Source organism: Paenibacillus sp. FSL P2-0322, from assembly GCF_037975315.1.
GTDB lineage: Bacteria > Bacillota > Bacilli > Paenibacillales > Paenibacillaceae > Paenibacillus > Paenibacillus polymyxa_B.
In genome coordinates this window covers 1836989-1855997 of the sequence record NZ_CP150243.1, presented here as the reverse complement: position 1 = coordinate 1855997, position 19009 = coordinate 1836989, and the positions used below count along the sequence as shown (strand labels likewise).

The window sequence follows — 19009 nt, the reverse complement described above, 5'->3', positions numbered from 1 at the left end:
GCGTTTCTACTACTATATTATTTGCTACATTTGTTTATTAAATAAGAGGTGCCTGAATCAATGTTGCGAAATTGAACTGGTGTACATGACCATCATTTAATGTGGTTTGGCCCGTAACAAAATGTACGTGCTTGCCATTTCCGACTGGAATAGCGGGTCCTGTTCTAATCCTTCTCAGATTATGAAAATGGTTCACGAAATCAGTTTTTGAAAGATCAATTTCATGGACATGACTTCTTCCAACTCGAATCGCTTGCCCAGTAACACCTGCAAAGCGGTGGTTATGTCGGTCTGCGCCTTCTTCAGCCAGTTTGGTACTACCTTCAAATTCATGTACATGCCTCTGTGTCTGTTTAGAAGAGAGGGGTTTCTTCTTCACTCCAGCTTTATTCTTCTGCATCCGTTGCCTGCCTCCTTATGTTTTGTGGCTTTACAATATCCTATTAAGCAAACATAGTTAAGTGCTAGGCAATTATCCGCAGTCCTAACAATAATTTTTTTTAATTCTATCTCCCCTTATAAAAGCGTTAGATCATAAGACAATTCAGAAAACTGCCGACATCTTTTTAGACATTACGGAAAAAATAGAAGAAGGCGAACTTAAAAAGTTCGCCTTCTGTACTAGCAGGAAATCCGAGTCGGCACAAAATCGGCACGACTCCGATTTAACAGCTTTAGAATACCTCAAAAACCTTGTCACACCAAGGGTTACTGCGTTTTAACCAATACTGCCTTCCATTTCGAACTTGATCAAACGGTTCATTTCTACCGCATATTCCATCGGCAGCTCTTTGGTGAACGGCTCAATAAAGCCCATAACGATCATTTGCGTTGCCTCTGCTTCAGTCAAACCACGGCTCATCAGATAGAACAGCTGATCTTCCGATACCTTGGAAACCGTTGCTTCGTGCTCAAGCGTGATGTCGTCATTCATGATTTCATTATAAGGAATAGTATCTGAAGTTGATTGATTATCCAAAATCAGCGTATCACACTTGATATTCGATTTTGCACCTTGAGCCTGACGACCGAATGAAGCTAATCCGCGATACGTTACTTTACCGCCGTGCTTACTGATCGACTTGGATACAATTGTGGAGGTGGTGTCTGGTGCCAAGTGGATCATTTTCGCACCTGCATCCTGATGCTGGCCTTTGCCTGCAACAGCGATGGACAGGACCATCCCTTTCGCTCCACGGCCTTTCAATACAACGGCTGGATACTTCATCGTCAACTTGGAACCGATGTTACCATCGACCCATTCCATCGTTGCGTTTTCTTCTGCAACCGCACGTTTGGTTACCAGGTTATAGATGTTTGGTGCCCAGTTCTGGATCGTTGTATAACGAACGCGTGCGTTCTTCTTACAAATAATTTCGACCACGGCACTATGCAGTGAGTTCGTGCTGTAAATTGGAGCCGTGCAACCTTCTACATAATGCACAAAGCTGTCTTCGTCCGCAATAATAAGCGTACGCTCAAATTGACCCATGTTTTCCGAGTTGATACGGAAGTAAGCCTGCAATGGAACTTCACATTTCACGCCTTTTGGTACATAGATGAAGCTACCGCCTGACCATACCGCACTGTTCAGTGCAGCAAACTTATTGTCCGCAGGAGGTACAACTGTTGCAAAATACTCTTTCAGAATCTCAGGATGCTCACGCAACGCCGTATCGGTATCCATGAAAATAACGCCCTGGTCTTCCAGTTCCTTTTGCATACTGTGGTAGACAACCTCGGATTCATACTGTGCGGATACACCAGCCAAAAACTTTTGCTCCGCCTCAGGAATACCCAGTTTATCAAAGGTTTCTTTAATTTCCGTCGGAACTTCTTCCCATGTCTTCCCTTGTTTCTCGGAAGGTCTTACATAGTACTGGATATCGTTGAAATCCAGTTCATCCATATCTCCGCCCCAGTTTGGCATTGGCATTTTTTCAAACTGTTTCAGTGCTTTCAGACGGAACTCCAGCATCCATTCTGGCTCATCCTTAATTTTGGAGATTTCCTTTACAATTTCCGGAGTGAGACCCTTACCTGTTTGGAAAATGGACTTGTGCTCGTCACGAAAGCCATATTTATACTCTTCCATTTCCGGTGCTTTCTTGGCCATGTTTCTCAAACCTCCTCTGTTCTATTTAAATTATTTATCTTCATCAATCCCTTTGCGCAGCGCGTTCCAAGCCAGTGTCGCACATTTGATGCGGGCCGGGAACTTATTTACACCTGACAAAGCTTCCAATTCTTCATAATCATCGAATTCGACGGCTTCTCCCTTCATTAAAGAAGAGAAGCGGCTCGCCATATCCAGTGCCTGGTCAATCGTTTTTCCTTTAACCGCTTCTGTCATCATCGAAGCTGAGGACATACTAATCGAGCAGCCTTCGCCAGTAAAACGGGCATCTTCGACCACGCCGTCTTTCGTTTTGAGTTGAAGAGAAATCCGGTCACCACACGTAGGATTATTCAAATCCACCGTAACGGCATCGTCCTCAAAACGTCCGCGATTGCGCGGATTTTTATAATGATCCATAATCACGCGTCGGTACAAGTCATCAAGTTGCATCGCCAAAATACTCCTTTGTTTGGATTAAGGCGCTGACCAAAGCGTCGACTTCCTCTTCCGTGTTATAGAGGTAAAAGCTGGCACGTGCAGTCGCACTGGCTTTCAACCAGCGCATCAATGGCTGGCAGCAATGATGGCCTGCACGTACAGCCACCCCTTTGCTATCCAATACGGTAGCTACATCATGCGGATGCACATCATCCAAGTTGAATGTTACAAGCCCGACATGACGTTCTGCAGGTCCGTAAATCGTCAACCCCTCCACTTCACGGAGACGTTTGAGAGCATAGTCGACCAGACGGCTTTCATGCTGTGCAATGGCGTCCAGTCCGATGCTTTCCAGAAAATCAATGGCAGCTCCCAAGCCAACGGCTCCGGCTATAATCGGGGTTCCACCTTCGAATTTCCAAGGCAGCTCCTTCCATGTGGATTCATACAATCCCACATCGTCGATCATTTCACCGCCGAACTCAATGGGCTCCATGTTTTCCAGCAGCGTCTTCTTGCCGTACAGTGCTCCGATCCCAGTAGGAGCACACATTTTGTGACCCGAAAAGGCATAAAAGTCAGCATCGATGTCTTGCACGTCTACTTTCATATGTGGTGTGCTTTGTGCACCGTCTATAACGATGACTGCGCCTTTGCGATGCGCAATAGCTGCAATCTCTTTGACAGGGTTCACAACACCCAGCACATTGGAGACATGCGCAATCGCTACAATTTTCGTGTTTTCTGTAATGGTATTCTCCACATCAGCAAGATCAACGCTACCATCCTCTTGAAGTGGAATATATTTCAAAGTCGCGCCTGTGGCTTTGGCTACCTGTTGCCACGGAATCAGATTACTGTGATGCTCCATTTGTGTGATGACAATTTCATCACCTGCCTGGCAATTAGCCCTGCCATAGGAAGAAGCGACCAGATTCAACGCCGTTGTTGTTCCTCTTGTAAAAATAATTTCCTGACTGCGCTTTGCATTCAGAAAGCGGGCTACCTTCTCCCGCGCACCTTCATAAGCATCCGTTGCGCGACTACCCAAGGTATGCACACCACGGTGAACATTTGAATTATCAAATTCGTAGTAGTGCTTGATCGCCTCGATGACCGCCAGCGGTTTTTGCGAAGTGGCCGCATTATCCAAATAAACCAGCGGATGACCGTTAATCTCCTGATGTAAAATCGGGAACTGTTCACGGATCAATGCAGTATTCATTGGCCTAACTTCCTTTCAACAAGGCTTTGCAGCTGATGTTGAAGTCCTTCGAGCGGAATTTCAGATACGACAGGTGCCAAGAAGCCATAAATAATCAGACGTTCAGCTTCTGCACGGCTAATCCCGCGGGACATCAAGTAATACACTTGTTCACGGTTTACCTGACCAACCGATGCTGCGTGACCTGCCGTTACATCATCTTCATCAATCAGCAGGATCGGGTTAGCGTCACCACGCGCTTTCGGGCTGAGCATAAGAACACGTTCTGTTTGCTGACCGTCTGCTTTGGTAGCACCTTTTTCAATTTTTGTAATTCCGTTAATGATGGAAGACGCTTCTTCACGCATTACTGCGCGCGTAATCATCTGACTGGCGGAATTTTTACCAAAATGCTGTGCTTGTGTCGTATAGTTCAGCTTTTGTGAGCCGGAACCAACAGCAATGATCTTGGCATCCGAATTGGAGCCATTGCCTTTGAGCACGGACATGGTATTGCTTGCTGTATTACCGTTGTTCATTTCGCCCACAATCCATTCGATAGCTGCGTCATTTCCCAACGTAGCACGACGAATCGAAATATCCGTTACTTGCTCTCCAAACTGATGGACTGTCGCATAACGTACTTTAGCTCCTGCATTTGCAACAACTTCTACCGCACCGTTATGAAGAACAGGTGCCGCCAAATCCGCAGATACATAGTTGTCTACGTAAGTCACGGAACTGTGGCTTTCAACAATGAGCAGCACATGCGGTGCAAACGTTGCAGTCGCATCGTCCGTCAGAAATACAGCTTGAAGCGGAACGTTCAGCTCTACATTTTTAGGCACATAAGCAAATACTCCACCGTTCCAGAGTGCTGCGTGCAATGCAGATAATGAATTTTCTTCAGCCTTAATAACTGTGTTCAGATGAGCTTTAACCAAATCAGCATGCTCTTTAACCGCTGTTTGTAAATCCGTGAAAATGACGCCTTGCGCCGCCAATTCCTCGCTCAGCTTCACATATACCGCGCCGGAGTTGCGCTGAATAATCAGACCACCCTCCTGTTGCTCTTTGACCAGATCAGCAATGGCTGCCGGGACCTGCCCTACCGATGCAATGACCTCGTTCTGTTTATGTTGACCGTAATCGTTTAATTTCCATCGTTCGATTTTTGTTTTTTCAAATACCGGAAGCTCCAGTTTGCCTGCAAGCTCAAGTGCTTTTTGTCTGTCTTCGGCCAACCAAGATGGTTCGCCGTTACGTTCGGACAGAACACGCAGTTGCTCGGAATCTACCGGAAGGATTGTTTGTGTAGTCATTAGTTTTCCTCCTCGCTTCCGGCTTACGCCTCTTGTCCTACAGTTTCATCAACGATACCCAGCTCTTCCTTGATCCAGTCGTAACCGTCCGCTTCCAGACGCTCAGCAAGCTCAGGACCACCGGATTTAACGATACGTCCTTGCATCATTACATGTACATAATCTGGTTTAACGTAGTTTAACAGACGTTGATAGTGAGTAATGATAAGGAAACCACGCTCTTCGGAACGCATAGCGTTGACACCGCTAGCCACGATTCTCAAAGCATCGATATCCAGACCGGAGTCGATTTCATCAAGAATGACAATTTTCGGATCAATCATCATCATTTGCAAAATTTCATTCCGTTTTTTCTCACCACCAGAGAAGCCTTCGTTCAGGTAACGGTGAGCAAACTCAGGATTCATTTCGAGCTCTTTCATTTTGCTTTCCATTTGACGGATAAACTTAATCAGGGAGATTTCTTGTCCTTCTTCACGGCGCGCGTTAATCGCACTACGCAAAAAGTCGGAGTTCGTTACCCCTGCAATTTCACTCGGATACTGCATCGCCAAGAACAATCCTGCACGTGCACGCTCATCCACTTCCATATCCAGCACGTCTTCTCCATCCAAAGTTACTTTGCCATCTGTGACTTCATATTTAGGATGACCCATCAAAGCAGACGCGAGTGTACTTTTACCCGTACCGTTAGGACCCATGATGGCATGGATTTCTCCGCCCTTCATTTCGAGGTTAATACCTTTCAAAATTTCCTTGCCTTCAATGGTCGCCTTGAGACCTTCAATCTTAAAGTTTGTAGCCATATTCGCAATACCCTCCAAAAAATGTAGTGTGGTGTCGAAATCAGAAAGTATATTTAAACAGGGGAGCCCCCTGATTTCAAGTAATATTTAAAAATTTATTTATAATCATTCTAAACTGATTCTCAATGATTCTCAAGTTATTTTATAATAAATATCTTTAAGGGTGCAACCAACAGACACACGTTATCCAACTTTCTTCATAAAATGTTCACCCTACCAGGCACACAAATAGCAAAATTCATCCTGTGGTTGTTCATATAATTATAAATTTGTACAAAAAACATGGGATGCATGATCTTTTTCCAGCCATAAAAACGCTACTGACAGCATGACGTCAGTAGCGTTTTACATGTAGAGAGTTTATTTCAGAGCGTAACCCCATCACTATGGAGTGGAATTAAATTCACCGAACTAGGCATTGAGTGATGGAGCGAAATTCGGCCAATTAGCCCAAATAAGAGCGAAGCATCCACATATGTTTCTCCAGATCCGCTTTATAACCAATCAGCAAATCTGCAGTTGGCTGGTCGGAATTGCTTTCCGCCAGTTCGATACCTTCCTGAAACTCCTCGCATACAGTTGCAAAATCCTCGATCAAGGTTTGTACCATCTTAGGAGCATCTTCGTTGCCGGTTGCTTCCTGAATCGACGACAGCTCCAGGTATTCCTTCAACGTTGCGGAAGGAGAACCTTTCAACGCGAGCAAACGCTCGGCGATCTCATCCATTTTCAATGTCACTTCATTGTATAACTCTTCAAATTTAACATGGAGTGTGTAGAAACTGGAGCCTTTCACATACCAGTGATAGTTATGAATTTTTACATATAACACATTGAGGTTAGCGACTTGACGGTTTAAAAGTTCCTCCACCGATTTGGTTTGCGTATTTTTCGAGTTACTTGTTGTTTTAGCCATCATAAATCCCTTCCTTTTTCATCAAATTGATTTTCAGGAACGTTTACGTATCCATCACCGCCATTGCTGACGGTAAGACGCCAGCGGGCATCCTAATATCACCTGCCGGACGTCTGTCTCATATTTACCCTCTCTATACGGAGACGAAACAAAAAAAGAGTACTCCTTTCTTCCTCTTTCAATTCCCATAAAAAAAATGTACAAAACTTCAATGATTTTCGTTATACTTTCTCTATCCTATCAAAATACTTGGTTTAATATTGTGATATTTTTTAAACTATTTACATGCGCACATTTTATGGAGGTGACTTCGTTGTCCCAATATCATCCTTTAACGACTGAAGAAGCAATCGAATTCGTGAAGAACATCCCCGGATTTTTTAGTCAGGAAGCCCATCTGGAATGCCGAGAAATCGGTGATGGTAACTTAAATCTGGTTTTTCATATTACGGATTCTGAATCTAACAAGAGTATCATTGCCAAGCAGGCACTTCCCTATGTAAAAATTGTGGGTGAATCCTGGCCGCTTTCACTGGATCGTGCCCGTATTGAACGCGAGGCACTTCAGCAGGAACACTACATTTGCCCCGAATTGGTTCCTGCGGTACTGGCGTATGACGATGAGCTTGCGTTGACCGTGATGGAGGATCTTAGCTCACACACCATCATGCGCAAGGGACTAATAGAAGGAAACACCTATCCATATTTCGCTAATCATATTGGGGAGTTTCTGGCACGCACGCTCTTCTTCACCTCAGATTTGGGCATGAATCAGCAGGATAAAAAAGACCTGGTTAAACGCTTTATCAACCCGGATCTCTGCAAAATAACTGAAGATCTGATTCTGGATGAACCGTATCGGATCTCAGATAATAACAACTATGGTGCGTACATCGAAGACGAAGCAGAGGCACTACGTACAGATCAAGTGCTTCACCTGGAAGTGGCTTTGCTGCGAGAAAAGTTTTTGACACGAACCGAAGCGCTTCTGCACGGTGACCTTCATACTGGCAGCATTTTTGTAACGACCGAATCGACTAAAGTCATTGATCCTGAATTTGCCTACTACGGACCCATGGGCTTTGATATCGGAGCGGTGATCGCCAATCTGCTGTTGAACTACGCAGCACAACCCGGATGGACCTCTGGCGAGAAGGCTCTAAAGGAAAGGCGTGACTGGGTTCTGGAGACCGCCATTCAGGTATGGGAACAGTTTGAGCGTAGGTTCCGCAAACTGTGGGACGAGCATGTCACCGATCATATGGCACGTACAGCGGGATATCAGGACTTGTATCTCCAGAAAGTACTGCAAGATACGATTGGTTTTGCAGGGTGCAAAGTGATTCGCCGTATCATCAGCCTGTCGCATGTGGCAGATATCGACACCATTGCCGATCCTGCTATCAAGGAAGCTGCGGAACGTCTGGCGTTATCTATCGGTAAATCCTTGGTTCTTCGCAATCGCGAGCTTCATTCGATTCGGGAACTGGGAGACATTGTTCGGACAGCAACAGCTGCCCAAACTAAAGGAGCTTAATGAATATGAGTGAAAAGAAAGAATCGGCGCCCGTAACCTCTGGGAAAGCTGCAGTGTCCAGTCAGGCTCTATCTTCGCTGGTGTGGAAAGGCAACCGCTTGTCTATGTTGGATCAGCGTCTGCTGCCCGAAACGATTGTCATGCTGGATTTATTCACGGCCGAGGAAGTATGGGATGGCATACATGCCATGAAGGTACGTGGTGCGCCTGCTATCGGGATGGCTGCGGCCTACGGCGTTGTGCTAGGAGCTACCGCCTACGACGGCACCGACGCTGCTGGGTGGCTGCAGCATGTACACACCGTGTGCGGACATTTGGCTACTTCACGCCCGACGGCAGTGAACCTATTCTGGGCCCTTGACCGCATGAAGAAGCGGGCTGGGGAACTCATCGTTGAAGCTAGCGAAGGTCAGGTCGAAGACTGGAATGCCGGGCTGGAACGTGAAGCCACAGCCATTCAGGCAGAGGATGAGCAAGTATGTCGCCAGATCGGCATCCATGCTTTACCTCTGTTCGAGGACGGGATGGGCGTACTTACTCACTGCAATGCAGGCGGATTGGCGACAGCGAAATACGGAACAGCGCTCGCGCCGATGTACCTTGCGCAGGAGAACGGCATTCACCTCAAAGTATTTGCCGACGAAACCCGCCCCGTGCTGCAGGGGGCGCGCCTGACCGCTTTCGAGCTTCAGCAGGCAGGCATTGATGTCACCCTGCTCTGTGACAATATGGCGGGCATGGTGATGTCCAAAGGATGGGTACAGGCCGTTATTGTCGGCACAGATAGAGTCGCTGCTAATGGAGATGTGGCCAACAAAATCGGCACCTATAGTCTAGCTGTGCTAGCGAAGGCGCATGGCATTCCTTTTTATGTCGCTTCGCCACTATCTACCATTGATTTGCAGACCGCAACAGGCTCAGATATTCCGATTGAAGAGCGTTCTGCGGAGGAAGTTACCGAAAGCTTTGGTAAAAGGACCGCCCCGCAGGGCATCAAAGTCTACAACCCAGCATTCGACGTTACACCTCATGAGTACATTACCGCCATCATTACCGAAAAAGGGATTGTACAAGCACCCTTTAGCGAGAACCTGACCCATTTGTTTGCCGAATAATTGTTCTTGCAGGTCATATCGTTCGTATATAATTCAAATGATTCTTCTCGATAGAATAATACTTTTCATAGAAAAAAACCGGAGCCAAAAAGTCCGGTTTTTTTCGGTTCTTGTTCCTCTACTTTTATGCAACATATGCACATAGGCTTCATTACACCAGTTTCAAAAGTGCTTCGTATCCTGGCATACCTGGCTTAATCCCTAGTTGCTCCGCTTCAGTCGTCACCGATTCCATCGGCGCTTCCAACAATTCCTTCAGCGTTTTTACCCCCACAGCTCGTGCGGCAAGAATTTTCCGATCCGCCAGCCGTTCATTGAGCAGTCCAACATCCAGGGCACCACACATGATGTAACCACGGGAGTTAGAGATCGTCAACAGCGTTGTTTTAGGCAGTTTGACCTCAACTCCGATAAATGTATGCTCACCCACTTGCACGGATTCCATGTGTATCATGGTTATTACATGCACCTCCTCTTTGTTCACCCGGGATATTTTATGCAGCACTTCCGGGTAAGTGTGGACGCCCGTGGATACATTCAAAATATTAGGAGGCTTATGGGTCTAGACTAGAAAGTGGACACATTTACTTTATCTGTGTTCACAATATTATTCCTTCAGTATCTCTGGTCCAACATCCTTACTTGCTCAGATGTGGCTGTTCCTTGCTGCTATTGCAGCATACCATTTATAGTCTTCAACCCATTCATCTTCTCCAATTGAATCGGGGATATCTTTTATATGGACATTTTGTCCATCTGCTTGATTACCTTATCCATCCAACAATTGCACTACTTGTGTTCCCTTTTTTATATCTTTAATATTTTCTGAATCCTTTACACTAATACCAATGAGTGGAAGGTTAGCAATGGAAAAAGAAAGGCTAATATCCAATACGTCCAGTTCACATTTTGTCCCATCTACCTTATCTACTTGTATTTTTGAACCTATCAAACTTTTCAGATTCGTATGATCCTGCTTATCTAATCCAATATTTGTTCCAATTAAAATGATTCCTTTATTGGGTGTTTTAATAATATCGTCTAACTTCATAATCTCCAAAAGAACATCTCCATGAATCGTTTTGTTTAGCTGCCCGTTCCATGTACCCATGATACATTCCTTTTGGAATACCAAAAGACATATATCTAAGAAGCTTCACACTGAATTGAATTTCTTCTCATAGCATTTTGAATTAGCGGCTACAAAATCCTGACCTAGTTCAGTTAAGCTATCTGCCGATTTTCGAAATGCGTTTCATGTATCTGCAGTAGGAACATCACAAGAATTAGGTGGGGGTGGTAAACAACTTGCGTCAATGTTCCCTGCTTCCATCAGATCTGCTAATCTGAATTTATCTGCATGGTGACGTACTCCCTAGCACTAGAATTCGTCAGGGTAAGTCATTCATATTCTTCTGAGATGTATGGGGTTAATTGTAAAATTCCTCCTTAGTCAGCCCTTCCCACAATTGCCCCATAGATGAAATTTGTTGTACTAAATTGCTATTCATTTGAGCTACTAATTGTTGTGCCTGTTCTAATTTCTTGGAGACAGTCGTAAGCTGCTCAGGTGTCACTTTAATTGTTGTCATATTATACCTCTGTTTAAGTTCGTTATGACATAAAAACACTATTCAAATTTATGGAACACCATATTAATTCCCAATCGTTACAAGAAAGGATAAACTTTCTATCTGCGTCTAAAGGCCTTATAGGATGTAACAACAACCATATCCTGCAACTCAGGAATAAGCATTAGCAATATCCCATGAGTTTTGCCATCATCGAGTTCTTTTAATCTTTTTTGAGTTCTTCTAATTCCTTATGCACTTTCTCAACTGCGGCATTAACAATCTTATGAATTTGGTACTGGGTTAGATCTTTATCAGTCTGCATTCTAATTCAAAATTTAATGTTACAGCCATAAAATCTTTTTACCATTGCCATACTGTTATGGTTTATCTTTTCAATGTTATACTGTTATGTTTTATTCTATATATTTGAGCAACTTTCCATCTGGGATAAAATCGCACTTGGCGTAAAAAGTGTATACTTCTTCATAGGTCATATTTTCATTGGGGCGAATCCATCCAGTAATTTTTGATATTCTCATTGATGGCCATTTGGCAGTCTTATTGTGGTAATCAATTTTAATACTGAATTATCTCCAAAAGGCTCTCCAGCATCATTTTTCCCTAACCAACTAGTTTTTCGTGCGTTTGCAACTCTTCAATCACTAATTCATCGAAATATGTAAAGTATCAGCATGAAAGGTTCCAAAGTTAATTGTATTTAAGATAAATCGATACAAAAATGATTCTTTGCCATTGAGAATTGTGATTTTACTATTCAACAACTTGCCTTCCTATATTTATTCCATATACATTTCTTAAAAGTGACAGTAAAATCCTGCTTTTATGGTGTTACTCCATCGATGCAACAACTGTCTCATTTCTTCCATTTTACATTCAGGAACAATTTCAAAGTAGATGTCAAATCAATTGGTTTTTCACCATGCTTCTCGCAACTAGCTACATACCAGTTATTATAAACATATTTGTATTTTGAGTAGTGCTTCATACGTAATTTTCTCCCTTCAAAAGATTATCAAATACTGTTTTTATGTTCCTCAAGTAAGTAGTAAGTGCTTCACTAACTTCTTGAAGTAGTACTTATTATTCGGTTTTCTCAAGAACTGATTAATTGTTATAGTAACAGCAACTTTTCTCCAATTCATAAGCATTGCTAGACTATTTACATCCTTAATCAGTGTAACCCATCCAACTTCCTTATCATCATTAGTTAAGATATGTACATCGCCTCATTACTTCCCCTAAAGGGATCTCGCAACCAGAAATAATAAAAGATGCCGTTTGACAATTCATATATGTTATAGTCTCCATCCTTAGCTGAACTTTAGTTACATACTTTTATTAAATTATCAACTTTCATTATATTTATTTGTTTGATTTCAATTAGATTTATTACTAGTCTACAATTTGATAATTTATTTTATATATGGTAGTATATTCCTTGTAAATCAAATCCATTTAAAGGATGTTAATGGTTTTGTTTTACTAACATATCTAAGGAGTGATTATAAAGTGAAAAAATTATTAAGTTTGTTTGTTGTATTTGTATTATTTTTAAGTGTACTTCCTTACTCAGTTAACGCACAGGATTCTTTATCTATTAACACCCCTGAAGACTACATTAATTATCTAAAAGCCAATAATAAAGAACTCAACTCGCAGAACGATAATGACTCCTCTGTCATTCTAGAGCAGTTCACAAATCTCTCGCAAGAAGAACAACAAAAGTTTGTAAATTATATGAATGATCCTGAAGCGATAAAATCAATTTTTAATGTAATACAAAGCGGAAAAGATTCAGATTTATATAATGGAGATATAAAAGTGAGGGTAAACCAAAACAAACAAGCACACTCTACTACTCCTTTTGCGACTGAATATACACCTCATGCTGAAACAGTCGTTTCTACATTTGGTATCAATATTATTACAACACAAGTATATATACATTACAGAGTTAGTGCGGGGAAAGTGACTGAAATTCTAAATGGCGGTGGAGTTGTTACAAGAAAGTGGGTCCCTTTAGTGAATATCACCATAAAAGAAGAGAAACCACATATTAACTCTGACAAGCGCAGCGCCTACCAGACAGCATATTTCACTTGGAACTTTACTCATCCGTCTCTTGAAGAGGTAATCGGAACTGGTACACATACAATTTGGGGATATGCAGACGGTACTTGGGAATCACAATTTTTAAATTAATAACAAAGGACGCAATAAATATTATGAATAAGAACCTGTTACAATAATAGGGATAGCGCTAGGCATACTACTTATTCTATATCTATTAACCAGATTATTAATAAGAGAAGCGTTTGATATATTTACTCAGCGCTTCTCTTTTCGTGATAAAAGTAGCACTTTATTAATTCATAGCGCCTTGTGAAGTAAAGCACTAATGCCCCGGTAAGGAAAAATGTATCTCAAATTAAAAAACCTCTTATCAAAGCCATGAAAAAAATTTCTGATTCATCCCCCTCCTCTCTAATAGTCTCATTAGACTATTTTGTTCTTCCCATAATTTTAAGTATGCATCATACTTCATAACATTCACGTACCTTCCGTTACTTTAACCATATCACTAAGTAAGTAGCCTGATTGAAGACTCTCCTGTTTAAACCCACCTCTAAATTCTTAGGTGCATGCAAATTATCTTCTTTATCAGATAAATTACTATGAAAAATGAAAAAAGCTCACTCCTATTTTATTGTTAAAGGAGCAAGCTCGGTTCGTATTATTGAAGCTACTTTATGATTCAAATGTCAACTTTTCGGGAAATATACCACCTTCTTTAACGAAGCAACGTGCCATCCGCTGTGCAGCCCTATCAAAATAAAATTTATTTGAATGACTCGGATCTGGTAAAGGTTCAATTTCAGAGAATAGCTTAGTCTCTTTGTTCAATTGAATTTTCCCCATAATGTGTTCATTTGGGCCATATCTATAAATAACTACATTCTCATCCTCATGCTCTTTAAAAAGTAAAACAAATGCTCCCATTATAAAATCTCCTCTATTCTATTTCCCATGGACGACCCGACCTTACCGCAGCTTTATGAGCAGTCTCATAGTCTGTTTTAAATATACCCTCAAATCTGGATTCAAACAATTCATGATTAAGCAAATCCATATCTTTTTCTGTTTGTAATCCTTTTTGTAATCTATCCCATGCTTGAGCTATTTCGTAATCAGAATGAAATCTGCCATAACCACTCGACTTTATATGTTCATTTATGAAAACGTGTTCTTTGATTCTTTGAACTCTACTTTCCTTCATTCCAGAATTTTCAGCTATTGCTCTTACATCACTATCAGACGCTCTGATTTGATCATACATCTCATCTGCTTCAGCTTCTCTACGAAAATATTCATCAATTGAAAGATCGTTTCTTCCACCTGTTTGTACTTCTGTTTTAGGTTCAGATTCTATTGAATTACGCAATTTCGAATTCGCATTATTCTTCGGAATCTCATACTTAATAGATGATTTCAAACCAATTTTAGGCTTGATTACTGAACTAACTCCTCCAATTAATCCAGCTGTACCGATCATATTAGCCCAGTGTTCCTTTGACCAGGCATTGTTTGGATTAAATGCCCCTTGAATCATACCTGTTACTCCAAATGTACCGAAATTGAGCATGTCATTCCATGAATCGTTTTGTTTAGCTGCCCGTTCCATGTACCCTTGGTACATTCCTTTTGGAATACCATATGACATATAATCTAGAAAGCTCCAGACTGAATTAAACTTTTTCTCATAGCGTACTGAGTTAGCGTCTACAAAATCCTGACCTAGTTCAGTTAAGCTATCTACTGATTTTTGGAACGCATTCCGTGTATCTGGAGCAGGAACAGCACATGAATTCGGTGGAGGTGGTAAACAACTTGCGTCAATGTTACCTGCTTCCATCAGATCTGCTAATCTGAATTTATCTGCATGGTGACGTAATTCCCTAGCAATAGAATCCGTCAAGGTAACAAAGTCATTCATATTCTTCTGAGAGGTTTGGAAGGAATAGTAAAAGTGCTCTTTAGTCAGTCCTTCCCACAATTGCCCCATAGATGAAATTTGTTGTACTAAATTACTATTCATTTGAGTTGCCGTTTGCTGTGCTAACTCAAACTGCTTGGAGGCAGTCATAAGCTGCTCAGGTGTCACTTTAATTGTTGTCATAATATACCTCTGTTTGAGTTCGTTATGACATAGTAACATTATTCCGATTTATGGAAAACGAACTTAATTCCTAATTGTTATGTGAAATAAGATAACTTTATACCTATGACCAAAAGCTTATAGTCATCGCTTTCAACTCCTGATCTTCAAACATACCCTGTAACTCAGGAATCAACTTTAGGAGTTTTTTATAGTTATGTAGCTGTTGTTTCGTGATACCGAGTTCCTTAACAATATCGGTAATATCTTTTAGATGGGCATTTTGTTCATCTGCTTGATTAGCTCAACAACTTGTAATGTTGATATTGGAGCATGGTAATTTGAATTTGACGCACCTTCGTTTGAAGCAAGGTGTTTGTAAATGTCATCCTCCTTTATTCAGATTGACTAACTATGTAAAAGGCCCACTCCCGTTTTTATTATTAAGGAGTAGGCTCAAATAGTACTTTTTCAAATGTCTATGTTATCCCACAACTCTAAAATAGTCTTATCATCAATCTTCCCAAGAATAAACAACTCTCTTGCTGATTCAAACGACTGCGAAAAACTGTCTCTTTCACGAGTAAGAAAGTACCCTTCTTCATTCTGGCTAATCCAATAGCTATCATTTTTATAGGAGAACTGAAACTCTTCCCCCATTTCAAAACGTTCCACCAATTCATTGTATTCCAAAAAAGTCCCTCCTACTTCTTGTTAACTCTTTTAAATGCCCCATCTTTCTTTCCATTCAAAAACATGTTCATGAGACCACTCTGGATGCTGCTTTAAATTTCCATGATTCGTGTAACCTACATCGCGTGTAGCGCAATTGTTTTAATTTTCTTAGGTGTAATGGCATCTTACTACTTTATAACGAATGTTAGAGCATAGGAGACTATATGCTTTGTCGTGCTTACAATTTATATAGTACCCATACACAGCACCCAGACCACAAAAAGTCCTTTAAATGAGGCTTTATTTTTTCAGTCTTTAAAAAACATAAATCCTCTAACCCATACTAACCAAAAAGGCTAGATGAATAATCCCATCTAGCCCACTGTATCGTTTAGTGTTAAGTATTAAGAGTTATAGTTTAATGATTGGTTTATTGGGCACTGATAGCTCATCAAAAAAGCCTTAGAGGCATAAAGATAATCAAAGCAGTAAAACTATTCTTGGACTATTAAACCCTTTATTTTTTCACAAATTCTTTCGGCGTCACTTTTGTTCTTAGAATTAAATAGAAGATTATCCAAGAAATCTTCAACAAAATTCCTTACAGTAGAATCAAATATACCCATGGGGATATATTCAACTCCAATTGGATTCATGAAAGTGATCCCTTCCGAAGAGTACGTAGACTCATTATCCCATGCAATCTCTATTTCATCGTTAACTCTCCTGAAGAATACATCAGGCAAAAATGAGCCTGCTCTATTTGAAAACCATGAGTGTTTAAACTCCCATTCTTGCTTTGTATCAAACCATTGATCAAATTCAGCGTCATTATCGGACTCAAACAACAAACAATTATTTATAAGTTCAAGAGTGTTTTGTCCTTCAGCTGGAAGAGGAAATGCTTCATCACTCAATATATGCATATGATTTTCACTAAACCATTCAACAATATAAATTAAATTCCATTGAAAAGGTATTGCAACGTTTTCTCTCTTATACTCGAAAATATTTCTTCCTCGAACAAACAATTCAATTCTTCCCCATGATTCACCAGCTAAACTCTTTTCGTTAAAAGGATTATTTACAAATTCATATTGGATAGCAAAAGTACTTTTATCTCCAAATGTTCTCAGAATAACGCACCTCACTTATTTCTTAATAGCTTATTGTACTCCACTTTCGTAATTTTACCATCCCTTAGGAACTGCCTTAATACATCGGCAGGTACTTCCCTAGCAGGGTTCGTAACCTCATATGGATGCCAACCCATTTCACCATCTGGTTTAAATTTAACAAGCTTCCCCTCATAAATATTATATAGTTGCTTATTTTTTGAAGATGAGTAGGCTGCATCCAATAACTTTTGCCCTGTCTCAGCGTCTGGAATTGGGTTGGGACTCCCCCACCCACTTTGAGGATCATGTTTGGGATTAGGCTCATACGTTCTCTTTTGAATTTCACCCGTTCCTTCAAGTCCATCAGGTATCTTTTCTACCTTAACTTCTGGGGATTTAGATGAACCTCTACCTTTTCCTTTCGCCATCTGCCACAATTCCGCTGAGCTCTTCCCTATTCCGCACCTAATAACCTAGATTTTCAGGGATTTTATCCATAGCGCTAATACCAAAGATTGAGTAAAGATGAATATATCATTATTCCTTTTTCTTGATTCAAAACAATATAATTGACATAATATCAATAAACATCCTTACCAAAGATTTTTAAGATCGCTATATTAATAGACTTTTCCTACATTACTTTGAATGGCTTCATAGTACAAGAATTCTACTTTTACAAAAACATTATTGGAGGCTAACAAATGAGTAAATTCGAAAAAAATCTTATTAAGTATTTGTCTTACGGTTTTTTTGTAGGAATATACTATTCTTTTATTAAAGGGCCAACAACAACGAGCTCTTCGGTCAACGGTATGTTTGAATTCTATACGGTACCCACTTCTACTTTTATTTTCAGAACATTATCAACCTCGTTTCTACTAAGCCTCTTTGCTGGAGTGGTGTATACAATTACTTTTTTATGCATAAGAGTAAATAAGTAGATTTCATCCGAATAATTTTAAGGCAAAGGAGCCATCCAAGCAACGGCTTCTTTTCTTAATTGACGGTTCGAAGCAAATATTTATGAAAGCTTGTCCTGCTTGACTTTAAGGCTTAAATAAAGGAGATTTTAATCCCCTGAAGTAGCCGTATCTTAGACGCACCAAACATGAGTAACCACGGAGTAGGAGATAGTCAGCAGCGTTGTTTTAGGCAGTTTGACCTCGACTCCGATAAATGTATGCTCACCCACTTGCACGGATTCCATGTGTATCATTGTTCTCACATGCACCTCCTCTTTGTTCACCCGGGATATTTTATGCAGCATTTCCGGGTAAGTGTGGACACTCGTGGATACATTCAAAATTTTAGGAGAATTATGTATTTACAGCAAACAGGCCATATCAAAAAGACTAGATGATTCATCACATCTAGTCTCTTTATCATCGTTAATGTTCTAGGTCTACGCTTTGTCAAACTTCTTTAAGTACTGTGGCGGTACAAGGTCAGCAAGCCAAACACCATGGTTGGCTTTATAAAACTTCACTTGATTAGCTAATGCCTTTTCTGTGTCTACTTCGAGGATCACTAGTTCCCCACGTCTTTTGCCTACTAAAATTGCAAACTCAAGGGATTCCGATAGATGTACATACTTTCTGCCTATTGGCTTAATTCCTTCATTAAAAATGTTGTGGATTACCTTTGTGTTTTTACCGTGATAGAGAATGGTTGGTGGAGTAGCTTCCTTATAATCTAACCTGCCTGTACTGTGACCGTAATTAGCTTTTATGTATCCATTAACAGTTTCATACCTTTGCTTTGGACAATGGTTTACTACTTGCTTGATATCCGACTCACAGACATCGGCCCATCTATTCTCTGATCTTATCCCTTGAATCAAATCTTGAATGTCACAATAACCCTAATGTAGCTCCAATTAAAAAAACTCTTATCAAAGCCATGATAAAAAATTTCTGATTCATCCCCCTCCTCTCTAATAGTCTCATTAGACTATTTTGTTCTTCCCATAATTTTAAGTATGTATCATACTTCATAACATTTACGT

The 19009-nt window shown here is 40.9% G+C and carries 18 protein-coding genes and 2 pseudogenes; 3 read left to right on the top strand and 17 right to left on the bottom strand.

Annotated features, from left to right (window positions below):
- Nucleotides 1-37: 37 nt before the first annotated feature.
- The 7 genes from MKY24_RS08210 to MKY24_RS08180 form a co-directional block, all read right to left on the bottom strand.
- Complete coding sequence (locus MKY24_RS08210) at nucleotides 38-400, bottom strand: YmaF family protein (RefSeq protein ID WP_028542906.1); 363 nt, start codon at nucleotides 398-400, stop codon at nucleotides 38-40.
- 318 nt (nucleotides 401-718) lie between these two features.
- Nucleotides 719-2116, bottom strand: a complete 1398-nt coding sequence (gene sufB, locus MKY24_RS08205) for a Fe-S cluster assembly protein SufB (protein WP_013309556.1) — start codon at nucleotides 2114-2116, stop codon at nucleotides 719-721.
- 30 nt (nucleotides 2117-2146) lie between these two features.
- The gene (sufU, locus tag MKY24_RS08200) at nucleotides 2147-2569 is read right to left on the bottom strand and encodes a Fe-S cluster assembly sulfur transfer protein SufU (RefSeq protein WP_013309555.1); all 423 of its coding nucleotides are present in this window, start codon (nucleotides 2567-2569) and stop codon (nucleotides 2147-2149) included.
- The gene (locus MKY24_RS08195) at nucleotides 2559-3782 is read right to left on the bottom strand and encodes a cysteine desulfurase (protein WP_053325090.1); all 1224 of its coding nucleotides are present in this window, start codon (nucleotides 3780-3782) and stop codon (nucleotides 2559-2561) included. Before MKY24_RS08195 ends, sufU begins: the two co-directional genes overlap by 11 nt.
- Nucleotides 3779-5083: a Fe-S cluster assembly protein SufD gene (gene sufD, locus MKY24_RS08190; protein WP_023987884.1), complete on the bottom strand. Its 1305-nt coding sequence runs from the start codon at nucleotides 5081-5083 to the stop codon at nucleotides 3779-3781. The genes MKY24_RS08195 and sufD overlap by 4 nt, the downstream gene beginning before the upstream one ends.
- 23 nt (nucleotides 5084-5106) lie before the next feature.
- Nucleotides 5107-5889, bottom strand: a complete 783-nt coding sequence (sufC, locus tag MKY24_RS08185) for a Fe-S cluster assembly ATPase SufC (RefSeq protein WP_013309552.1) — start codon at nucleotides 5887-5889, stop codon at nucleotides 5107-5109.
- Nucleotides 5890-6334: 445 nt separating this feature from the next.
- Nucleotides 6335-6805 carry a Dps family protein gene (locus tag MKY24_RS08180; RefSeq protein ID WP_013309551.1) on the bottom strand — a complete coding sequence of 157 codons (471 nt, stop codon included), beginning with the start codon at nucleotides 6803-6805 and terminating at the stop codon, nucleotides 6335-6337.
- A 313-nt stretch (nucleotides 6806-7118) separates the two neighbouring features.
- On the opposite strand from MKY24_RS08180, the gene mtnK reads away from it, so the two are divergent.
- Both mtnK and mtnA read left to right on the top strand, forming a co-directional pair.
- Nucleotides 7119-8342: an S-methyl-5-thioribose kinase gene (gene mtnK / locus MKY24_RS08175; protein WP_028542908.1), complete on the top strand. Its 1224-nt coding sequence runs from the start codon at nucleotides 7119-7121 to the stop codon at nucleotides 8340-8342.
- A 5-nt stretch (nucleotides 8343-8347) separates the two neighbouring features.
- Nucleotides 8348-9457 carry an S-methyl-5-thioribose-1-phosphate isomerase gene (mtnA, locus tag MKY24_RS08170; protein ID WP_068940172.1) on the top strand — a complete coding sequence of 370 codons (1110 nt, stop codon included), beginning with the start codon at nucleotides 8348-8350 and terminating at the stop codon, nucleotides 9455-9457.
- Between the two features lie 151 nt (nucleotides 9458-9608).
- On the opposite strand, the gene MKY24_RS08165 is transcribed toward mtnA, so the two are convergent.
- The 3 genes and pseudogenes from MKY24_RS08165 to MKY24_RS08155 all read right to left on the bottom strand — a co-directional run.
- Nucleotides 9609-9911: a DUF1805 domain-containing protein gene (locus MKY24_RS08165; protein WP_023987881.1), complete on the bottom strand. Its 303-nt coding sequence runs from the start codon at nucleotides 9909-9911 to the stop codon at nucleotides 9609-9611.
- A gap of 315 nt (nucleotides 9912-10226) precedes the next feature.
- Nucleotides 10227-10517 carry a hypothetical protein gene (locus MKY24_RS08160; RefSeq protein WP_071558963.1) on the bottom strand — a complete coding sequence of 97 codons (291 nt, stop codon included), beginning with the start codon at nucleotides 10515-10517 and terminating at the stop codon, nucleotides 10227-10229.
- A gap of 10 nt (nucleotides 10518-10527) precedes the next feature.
- A pseudogene (locus tag MKY24_RS08155) lies at nucleotides 10528-11049 on the bottom strand (WXG100 family type VII secretion target); the annotation flags it as partial.
- A 1512-nt stretch (nucleotides 11050-12561) separates the two neighbouring features.
- Between MKY24_RS08155 and MKY24_RS08150 the strand changes: the two are divergent.
- Nucleotides 12562-13254: a hypothetical protein gene (locus MKY24_RS08150; protein WP_279831432.1), complete on the top strand. Its 693-nt coding sequence runs from the start codon at nucleotides 12562-12564 to the stop codon at nucleotides 13252-13254.
- Between the two features lie 546 nt (nucleotides 13255-13800).
- On the opposite strand, the gene MKY24_RS08145 is transcribed toward MKY24_RS08150, so the two are convergent.
- The 7 genes and pseudogenes from MKY24_RS08145 to MKY24_RS08115 form a co-directional block, all read right to left on the bottom strand.
- The gene (locus MKY24_RS08145) at nucleotides 13801-14052 is read right to left on the bottom strand and encodes a hypothetical protein (RefSeq protein WP_023987879.1); all 252 of its coding nucleotides are present in this window, start codon (nucleotides 14050-14052) and stop codon (nucleotides 13801-13803) included.
- Between the two features lie 13 nt (nucleotides 14053-14065).
- Nucleotides 14066-15229: a WXG100 family type VII secretion target gene (locus tag MKY24_RS08140; RefSeq protein ID WP_076294942.1), complete on the bottom strand. Its 1164-nt coding sequence runs from the start codon at nucleotides 15227-15229 to the stop codon at nucleotides 14066-14068.
- Nucleotides 15230-15679: 450 nt separating this feature from the next.
- Nucleotides 15680-15901 (bottom strand): hypothetical protein, encoded by a 222-nt coding sequence (locus MKY24_RS08135; RefSeq protein WP_104495212.1) that lies wholly within the window; start codon nucleotides 15899-15901, stop codon nucleotides 15680-15682.
- Nucleotides 15902-16377: 476 nt separating this feature from the next.
- Complete coding sequence (locus tag MKY24_RS08130) at nucleotides 16378-17034, bottom strand: DUF5984 family protein (RefSeq protein WP_339201752.1); 657 nt, start codon at nucleotides 17032-17034, stop codon at nucleotides 16378-16380.
- On the bottom strand, nucleotides 17031-17429 hold the full coding sequence (locus MKY24_RS08125) for a hypothetical protein (protein ID WP_279831443.1): 399 nt from the start codon (nucleotides 17427-17429) through the stop codon (nucleotides 17031-17033). Before MKY24_RS08125 ends, MKY24_RS08130 begins: the two co-directional genes overlap by 4 nt.
- Nucleotides 17430-18124: 695 nt before the next feature.
- A pseudogene (locus MKY24_RS08120) lies at nucleotides 18125-18220 on the bottom strand (DUF1805 domain-containing protein); the annotation flags it as partial.
- A 186-nt stretch (nucleotides 18221-18406) separates the two neighbouring features.
- The gene (locus MKY24_RS08115; protein WP_279832193.1) at nucleotides 18407-18853 is read right to left on the bottom strand and encodes an RNA 2'-phosphotransferase; all 447 of its coding nucleotides are present in this window, start codon (nucleotides 18851-18853) and stop codon (nucleotides 18407-18409) included.
- Between the last annotated feature and the right edge of the window lie 156 nt (nucleotides 18854-19009).